Origin of the sequence: Cellulomonas sp. NPDC057328, from assembly GCF_042667215.1 — a bacterium.
Classification (GTDB): domain Bacteria; phylum Actinomycetota; class Actinomycetes; order Actinomycetales; family Cellulomonadaceae; genus Cellulomonas.
The window spans coordinates 1-1,304 of record NZ_JBHUZW010000220.1 but is presented as its reverse complement, the minus strand read 5'-3'; the positions used below and the strand labels follow the sequence as shown (position 1 = coordinate 1,304).

1 protein-coding gene is annotated in these 1,304 nt (G+C 74.8%); it reads right to left on the bottom strand.

Annotated elements, in window-relative coordinates; all coding sequences use genetic code 11:
- Window positions 1–40: 40 nt before the first annotated feature.
- A partial coding sequence (locus tag ACFUMH_RS19090; RefSeq protein ID WP_378209220.1) for a M16 family metallopeptidase occupies window positions 41–1,304 on the bottom strand: 1,264 nt, incomplete at its 5' end.

Here is a 1,304-nt window from a genome sequence, read left to right as displayed (position 1 = left end):
CCCCGGTCCGGGGTCCGCCGCCGGGCGTGCGCCGTGGGCCTCAGTCGCCGAACGGACCGACGCGCACCACGGAGCGGGGCGCGGCCGCCAGCTCCGCCGCGAGCTCCTGCACCTCGGCCGCCGTCACGGCGCGGACCCGCTCGAGCGACTCGTCGACGCTGAGCAGCTCGCCGTGCACCAGCTCGGCCTTGCCGAGCCGGCTCATGCGCGACCCGGTGTCCTCCATGCCCAGGACGAGCCCGCCGGACAGCTGCCCGATCGAGCGCGCGAGCTCGGCGGCACCCATGGGTGCGTCGGCCATGCGCTCGAGCTCGGCGACCATGAGCTCGGTGACCTGGTCGACCTTGGCGGGCGTGCACCCGGCGTACAGCCCGAACAGGCCGGTGTCGGCGTGCCCGGACGCGAACGAGTACGTCGAGTACGCCAGCCCGCGCTTCTCGCGCACCTCCTGGAAGAGGCGCGACGACATGCCGCCGCCGAGGGCGGCGTTGAGCACCGACAGCGCGAAGCGGCGCGGGTCCGTGGCGGTGAGGCAGAGGCCGCCGACGATGACGTTCGCCTGCTCGGTCTGCCGCCGGATCGTCAGCTCGGTCCGGGCGGACGTCACCGGCGCGTCGGTCGCGGCACGCCGCGACGTCGGAGCCGCGGCGCCGTCGAGCGTCCAGCCGCCCGCCGTCAGCGCGTCGAGCACCTGCGCGCACAACGCGTCGTGGTCCACCCCGCCGGCGGCCGTGACGACGAGCGTCTCCGGCCGGTAGTGCTCGCGGTAGTGCTCCCAGACGGCGTCGCGCGGGACCGACCGGATCGTGTGCGGCGTGCCGCCGATCGGCCGGCCGAGCGGCGTGTCGCCGAACACGGCGGTGGCGAACTGCTCGTGCGCGACGTCGCTCGGGTCGTCGTCGTTCATCGCGAGCTCTTCGAGGATGACGCCGCGCTCGGTCTCGAGCTCGTCCGCGTCGAGGCGCGCGGACGTCACCATGTCGGCGATGACGTCCACCGCCATGGGGACGTCGGCGTCGAGCACCCGCGCGTAGTAGCACGTGTGCTCCTTGCCGGTGGCCGCATTGGCCTCGCCGCCGACGGCGTCGAACGCCTCGGCGATGTCCATCGCGGTACGGCGCGCGGTGCCCTTGAACAGCAGGTGCTCGAGGAAGTGCGTCGAGCCGAAGTGCCCCGACGTCTCGTCCCGCGAGCCGACGCCGACCCACGCCCCGACGGTCGCGGAGCGCAGGCCGGGCATGTGCTCGGTGAGCACGCGGACCCCGCCGGGCAGGACGGTGCGGCGCACGCGCGCCCCACCGTCC